The following is a 7,387-nucleotide window of genomic DNA, read 5'->3' as shown; positions in this document are numbered from 1 at the left end:
TTATTCCCCGGTTCTTCCGAATCAAGCAAACGGACAAAAACATTAATCATTCCGGCCCAAGCAGAACCATTCCAACGCTTAAGTCCGCGAATTCGCCATTTATCTCGACCATCCGGCACTGCAACGGTACTAATTGCCCCGATATTCGCTCCTGCTTCCGGTTCCGTCATGCCAAAGGAGGATAATTGTCTTCCTGTCGCTAAAAGAGGTAATAATTCTTGCTTGAGGGAAATAGTCCCGTAGTTGAGCAGCGGACGGATACCTAAGCTGTTATTAAGACTCACCATCGTCGCCAGGGTTAAATCAATGGCGGCTAATTGTTCCATCACCTGCAAAAAATTGCGATTATTAAGGGCTATTCCCCCGTATTCTTCGGGAATCTGCATTCCCATCAGTCCTTGATTGCCAAAATCCATGACAATATAGGGCGGCACACAACGACGGTCATCAATCAGATGGGAATTAATGCGAGTTTTGGCGTAATCTCGCAACCAAGTCAAGATTTGCTCGGTTTTTTCTTGACTAGCGGTTTTGGAGTCAGCTTGGTGACTGCTGAGGGGGGGGGTTAGCGTCGGCATAGGGGATGAAATTAGTGGAAGTTGCTGGTTTAAATACTGTTGACGGCAAGCGTGGCGTTGAATTTTGCCGCTAGAAGTTTTGGACAGAGATGCGGGTTTGATAAAAGCGATATCATAAACTTGCAATTCGTGTTCTTGAAAAACCGCTCGACGAACTGCTTCTAGGGCTTTTTGCTGGTTAAAACGGCGAATTGCCGTTCTTTCTACCTCTTGAACCAGGACTAACTTTTCTTCTGCCTCGATTTCTACGGTAAAGGCGGCAGTTCCACTGGGGCAAAAGTCGGGATAGCATTGTTCTACGGTCTGTTCGATATCCTGGGGATAGTAGTTACCACCGCGAATAATCATCAGGTCTTTCAAGCGTCCGGTGATGTATAGTTGACCCTGATGAATAAAACCTAAATCCCCTGTACGCAAATAAAAACCCTGTCCGGTATCGGCGATAACTGCTTGAAAAGTTTTTTCTGTAGCTTCGGGATGTTGCCAATAGCCTTGGGCAACGGTTTTGCCTTTCACCCAAATTTCTCCCACCTGCTGGGAGGGACAGCGTTGACAGGTTTCAGGATTAACAATGGCAATTTCTGTGTCGATTTCTGTTTGTCCACAACTGACTAAGGATTGAGAATTTGGGCTTTTTTCCGTAAAAACGATTTGATGAAGGTTTAAAGCGGCTTTTTCAACCCAGCAGATTTGAGGAACTTGATTTTTCCTGACAGCAGCAACTTTTAAGGTGGCCTCGGCTAAACCATAACCCGGACAAAAGGCGGCAAACTCAAAACCACAGGGGGCAAATTTACGAGCAAATTCGCTTAAAATTTCCATTCTGACGGTTTCTGCGCCATTTAAAGCCACTTTCCAACTGCTTAAGTCTAAATCCGCCAGCTGTTCCTCTTTAATCTTGTCAAGACAACGTTTATAGGCAAAATTAGGGGCGGCAGTGTGGGTGGCCCTGTATTTGCTGATGGCATTTAACCAACCGAGAGGACGTTGTAAAAAGGAAACTGGGGACATTAGATAACAGGGAAATCCTCGATAAAAGGGCAGTAAAATGCCATAAATTAGCCCCATATCATGAAAAGTTGGCAACCATGTCACCATAACGCTCTTTTCATCGTGTTCCCAGCCTAAATCTAAATCTTGGAGGTTGGTCAAAAGATTCTCATGATTGACCATTACTCCTTTGGGAGTCCCCGTGGAACCGGAGGTGTATTGTAAAAAGGCTAAGGTCTCTGCTTTTATCTGAGTGGGGTGGTCTTCGGCTAAACTTTTGCCGATTAAGCTATCCGTAGCTAGAAAGGGAATGTCTCTGTCTAGTTGCCTTTTTAATTGGTCTAATTCCGATTGTGTGCTTAAAAGTAAGCTTGCTTGCGAATTGTTAATAATAGAAGTTAAGCGAGCCATCTTTTGGTTTTTCTTGGGCAAATTAACTGGAATTGCCACTACTCCTGCTAATAAACAGCCGAAAAACCCAGTAATAAACTCTAATCCCGAAGGGTATGCTAATAAAACTCGTTCCCCTGGTAATAGGATGGATTGGAGACTATTGGCAATCGCTTGCGCTTCTAGAAATAATTCCCCGTAGGTAAGGCGTTTTTCTTCGGTTTCGCCATCGACTAAAAAGGTATAAGCAGTTTTTTGGGGTTGGTATTGGGCGCGATAACGAATAATATCGACTAAACTGCTTATTTCTGACAAATTAAGCTTAGTATCTAAACAAAGAGTCATTTTTTTACTCCCTATTATTAAATGGAATCGAAGACAAAGATTTAATCCTCTGGCACCGGGAAAAGTTTCTGGTGACGGGGGCGACGGTCACTCTAGGGGTGATTTGGGCTTAAATTAAAGGTTTCTCCGTAAATTTCGCCATAGCAGAGCTTCTGAGTCCCAAAACGTCCCCCATACTCGCTCAAGGGTTCATCAGCGTATCCCAAGGCTAACAGACAACAGACATCGACCGTATCGGGAATTTGGAAATACTCGCGCAAGGGTTTAGCCACAAATCCTTCTAGGGGACAACTATCCACCCCCAAGCTTTGCGCCGCTATCATGAGATAAGTAACCGCAATCATAACTTGTCGGTTGCTCCAAGCTTCTGGAGACTGATAACAGGGTTTAAATTGGAAAAAAGGCGGAATGGCCATGTGCATGAACTTGGCCCGTTTTTCGGAAATCGTCCCCTCTTGCTTTCCTAACTCAATTACTTGATTAATGTAACCACGATGGTTAACTTGGCGATCGCCACAACAGATTAAAACCACGGGTGCATCGACCAATTTATCTTGTTCAAAGCCGAATTCTCGCAATTTTGCCTTATTTTCTGGTTCTCTAACCACAATAAATCGCCATGGTTGCAAATTATAACTAGAGGGTGCTTGGAATCCCAAACGAAAAATTTCGGCTAAAATTTCTTCGGGAATGGCATCGGTGCGAAATTTACGAGTAGAGCGTCTTTTTTGAAATATTTCAGCAATATTCATCATCTAACCCCTTTTATAAGACTTTTTCAACGGTTTAACCTAAAAAACTTTCGGGAATCGCCGGTCCCCATTGATAGAGAATATCTAACCCACCCGCGTGAAGTTCTGGCTCGGTGGTTTGCTCGAAAAGGTCCCCATCGGTAAAATGTTCAATGAGGCTACCAAAAGGATCTTGCCAATAGTCAAACACTTGACTTCCCAACAAATGGCGACCAATACCCCACACAGGAGTCCATCCTTTTTCTCGTAACCAATCGTGGCCGATTTTAATAGAGTCAAAATCTTGCACCTCGAAGGCAGTATGATGGACTTTGGGGTGAGAACCTTGCAACATGGCGATGGTGTGATGATCAACCCATTCCTCTCCCCGTTGACAACGAAGAAAACCCCCGACTCGTAAACTGGGATGGCCGTAATAAATTAAATCTGTTGCTTTTAAGCCAAAAGTCTGCTGATACCAGTGATAGCTTTCCTCAAAGTCTTTGACATCAATAGCTAGATGACCTAGACGTAAAATAGGTGCGGGTTCTTTTTTCGGCCTTTGGGTGCGACCTAAACGGGTTTTGCGACTAGCGTGATTCCATTGCAAGGGTTCAGGAATCGGCAAAGGTTCCACTTCCTCGATACCATAGACCAATTCTAGGTTAAAACCGTTGGGGTCAATAATTTTGATGCGCTGACCACCGCCGGGGGTGAACAGGGTTTCCACGGTCGAAGCGGAGGCTAAAGTGGCTAGTTCATGTAAGACGGATTCTGATGTCGCTTCTAGGGCAAAACTGACAAATTTAGCTTCTTTTCCCCATTCTACGACATAGACAAACTGTTTTTTGCCTCTAGCTCGCATATACAAGGCTGTATCGGTTTTAACTGCGGTAATCAGGCCAAAATCCCTCAAAAAACGTTCGCACAGGTCTAAATCCGGATGTTGATAGGTAACGTAGGCAATATCAGCAATTTTAGTCATAGTCGGTCAACCAGTGGAGTTGTCTAATTCGGCACAAAATAGCCAGACAGATATCGGTCAAAGTGCTGCCATAGCAAGGGTAAAAAGACTATTAAGAAAATCTGAACCTTGTTGTGGTTGATTATGGCATTGTGAGTACACCCACAGTCAAAGGCTAATTTTTCTTGCCCTCAATTGCTATCCCAGACTGGAGTTTGAGTAACTTGGGGGTGGAGAAAAACCTTGGGGAACTTCGGGGTTTTGCGGAAAATTTTTTTGAGAGATGTGGTCAAGGTCGTCTAGAAAAATCCGCTATCGTTGCCATAACGGGAAATTCATGTTACTACTTGGAAATACTTGGATGGTCAACAGCCACAACCACCAGGCCCGCCAAATAGGGCTAAGTGGGTAGGTGAAAAAACTCATAAAATAGCCGAGAAACCTTTGTGGAGGATGAATCAAACCTTGCCAGCACCCCTAAAAATCGATTCGCTTGGATTTAGCGCACGCCGTTAAACAGGGGAGCGAAGCTTGCACTCAAAAAGGAGGATAGGAAACTCACTGTTTTAAGTTTATTCCGTAACCAAATCATTACTTAAATTTTTCAATTACCGGCAAAGTCCTTAATTACTAAACTTGAGATAATGTCTAGAAAAGTTACCTATGGGGATATTCCCAGGCAAAGAACCAAATATCTGCTTAATGCTCTGTTAAAGTTTGCTAACTACGAGGTGGATAATTGTGAAAATCTGGCGATTAAATTTAGCTGGATTAATGAGAAAAAATTGAAAATTCAAGCCGAACTTAATGCTTTAGAAATGCTGACTGAAAAATGTGGTCAAAGGCTGGAGTTATGGCAAATTCGGGATGCTTTGACGGAATATCTTAACGAAAAGTTTTTAGGTATTTTGGAAGATCATCGTCTCAATAATCAAGGAAAAATTCGTACTTTTCAAATTACTTTTTGGCAACGCGGTCATGATATTTTAACTAACCTAAGGTGCTTTGATCAAGAGTGGGCAAACAAAAGTAAACATCAATCTCCCGCAATTGCTGCTATTCTCTCCTCTTTAGATGAGGAAAAACAACAGGATTATCAGACCTATATTAAGGATTATGTAAAACGTCCACCTCTGGAGGAAAATTGTCTCAAAGTTCTTCAGCAAGAACAATCGTTGCTAAGAATTCGCGCACCTCATAATAGTGGCAAAACCCGTTTAGTTAATTGGTTAGTCCATCATCTCAAACAAGATAATTATCAACCAGTTATCATTGATTGTGAGGAGGAAAAAGCTACTATTGCCCTTAGTTGTGAAGACTTGCTGCTGTCGATTTGTCGTACCATTACCCAAGAATTAAAGATTAACGAATCTCTTCTCGATAAATTTTGGTCTCGTCCCGGAACTCCTGCCCACAAAACTCGACGATATTTAGAGGAATATGTTCTCCAACCCAGTGCTAATCCTCTGGTTTTTGTCTTTGAAAAATTTGATACAGTTTTGGAAACTGAAACAATCGGTAATGAAATTTGTGGTATTCTCAGAAGTTGGCATGAAAGACGTTCCCAACCTTGGCGGAAACTACGCTTAATTATTATTCATTCAACGGAATTTTATAGCAACTACGATTTTTATGCCTCTCCCTTAATTGGTGTAGGTTATGTGGCTAGTTTATCGGATTTTAATGCGGAACAAGTTCTCTCTTTCGCTCAAGTTAATGGCATTAATTGGACGTTATCAGATGTTCACAAGGTCATGAACTTAGTGGGAGGTAATCCTTATTTAATTAAGTTAATCTTGGTAAAATTGCAGGAAGGGAATTCTCTAGAAAAGGTTCTAGATGATGCCTTGCAGGGACGAGAGCCATTTCAAAGTCATTTTTTCCTACTGATGAGATATCTGAAAAGTAATGCTAACCTACGGAATACTTTCAGGCAAATTCTTCAGAAAAAAGCTCTGACTCCGGCTCAAATGAAAGGAGAATCTGTCCAATTTTTGGAACGATTGGGACTGATCCACAAAAGTTATGATACCCTAGAGGTTCGTTGCAATTTGTATCAAGTATATTTTGACGACTTGCTTGATTAGTCTCGTTGAGATTCCAATTGAAACTGAATTGAGTTTTCAAGTTTTTTTTCTAACTTACTCTTAACCCTGACAGTAATTGGTTCTCGATTAGATTCGGATTCATTATCTACAAACCTGAGAGAATTGCCTGAGGTCAAACTGGCCGAAAGATTGAGGTTTTCTAAATGTTCTTGTATCAACTCTGAAGAAATTTTATTCTGGGATTGCAAGGCTCTAATAGCAGCTATAAATGATTGGGCCGCATCATAACTGGTAGCGGTTCGCCAACTAATATCTTCTTTCCATAAAGCTTGAGCATCTCTGACAAAATTTTGGGACTTAATTAGATGGGAAAACCAAGGCACAGCCAAAACTAAATTATCAATAAATTTACCGCTATCAACCAACATTTCATGTTCATACATGGAATGACTCCCTAAAAGAACTATCTTATTTTTCAGTTCTGGAGGGGTGCTGGTATTCAACTGTTCAAGAGTATGGGATAATTCTACTACCACAGAAGCTGATTCCAAACTGGGAAATAAGACAATTCCTCTAACTTGATCTTGGGAAAATGCTTTTAAAACTTTTGCGTCAATATCTAGGGAAGATGATAAATCAATTACTTTAGTGATTTTACCGCCTTTTTTTTGGAAAGCTTGACGAAACTCTTGAGTAAGTTCTTGGCTATCAATCTGGTTAGAATTATTAAAAACAATTACCTTATCTAGATCATGTTGGCTGGCATAATTAGCTAAAGTTTCACCAATTTTTTCATTGGTGATAACGGTTCTAAAAAAGTATTCACTCTCAATTACATCCGAGGAACTTGTCGAAGAAATTAAAGTAATTTTGGCTCTTTCATAGATAGGTAAAGCTGCTAAGGTGGCTTCACTAGAATAATGTCCAATTACTCCAATAACTTTGGAGTCTTTAACGATTTCCTTGGCGACTATCTTGGCAACTTTTTCATCATTATTATCATTGGCAATAACGATATTTAAAAATAAATTATTCGCACTGGTCGGTAATTGGCTATTAAATAAATATTGTGCTTGAGCAATCCCTTTAAGGATTTCTTGGGAAATTTCATTTTTTTTGCCACTGGGAATAACCACCGCCAAAGTCACATAATTATTACTTAAATAAGCGATAGCATTATTATAATAAATCAAGGTTTCTGCATCTTCAGGATGAGCAAAATAGGCTTTTTTGAATAACTGTTTAGCTTCCAAATAATTAGCATTTTTAAAAGCCAAAATACCCCGATCTTTATAAAAATTTTCCTGTTTAATAAGTAGCTTTTTTTCGCCTTGGCTAAAT

General features: G+C 40.9%; 5 protein-coding genes. 1 reads left to right on the top strand and 4 read right to left on the bottom strand.

Annotated features, from left to right (window positions below; translation table 11 throughout):
* From IQ242_RS11900 to IQ242_RS11890, 3 genes are all read right to left on the bottom strand, one after another.
* On the bottom strand, positions 1–2,303 hold a 2,303-nt coding region (locus IQ242_RS11900), incomplete at its 3' end, for an AMP-binding protein (RefSeq protein ID WP_193960115.1).
* Between the two features lie 92 nt (positions 2,304–2,395).
* Positions 2,396–3,058, bottom strand: a complete 663-nt coding sequence (locus IQ242_RS11895) for a nitroreductase family protein (protein ID WP_002776854.1) — start codon at positions 3,056–3,058, stop codon at positions 2,396–2,398.
* A gap of 31 nt (positions 3,059–3,089) precedes the next feature.
* Positions 3,090–4,019 carry a VOC family protein gene (locus tag IQ242_RS11890; protein WP_002732692.1) on the bottom strand — a complete coding sequence of 310 codons (930 nt, stop codon included), beginning with the start codon at positions 4,017–4,019 and terminating at the stop codon, positions 3,090–3,092.
* A 623-nt stretch (positions 4,020–4,642) separates the two neighbouring features.
* On the opposite strand from IQ242_RS11890, the gene IQ242_RS11885 reads away from it, so the two are divergent.
* Entirely contained in the window at positions 4,643–6,085 is a 1,443-nt protein-coding gene (locus tag IQ242_RS11885) for an AAA-like domain-containing protein (RefSeq protein WP_193960114.1), read from the top strand.
* Here the strand turns inward: IQ242_RS11885 and IQ242_RS11880 are convergent.
* Positions 6,082–7,387, bottom strand: a 1,306-nt coding sequence (locus IQ242_RS11880; RefSeq protein WP_193960113.1) for an ABC transporter substrate-binding protein, incomplete at its 5' end; no start/stop codon positions are given. The two genes, IQ242_RS11885 and IQ242_RS11880, sit on opposite strands and share 4 nt — an antisense overlap.

Source organism: Microcystis sp. LEGE 08355, from assembly GCF_015207185.1.
Taxonomy (GTDB): Bacteria; Cyanobacteriota; Cyanobacteriia; order Cyanobacteriales; family Microcystaceae; genus Microcystis; species Microcystis panniformis.
Note: the sequence above shows the minus strand (reverse complement) of the source record. Positions and strands in the feature narration are given on the sequence as shown.

Excerpts from the sequence above, each read along its gene's own strand:
- IQ242_RS11890 (WP_002732692.1), bottom strand. The coding sequence starts at position 4,019 with ATGACTAAAATTGCTGATATTGCCTACGTTACCTATCAACATCCGGAT.
- IQ242_RS11885 (WP_193960114.1), top strand. The coding sequence starts at position 4,643 with ATGTCTAGAAAAGTTACCTATGGGGATATTCCCAGGCAAAGAACCAAA.
- IQ242_RS11895 (WP_002776854.1), bottom strand. The coding sequence starts at position 3,058 with ATGATGAATATTGCTGAAATATTTCAAAAAAGACGCTCTACTCGTAAA.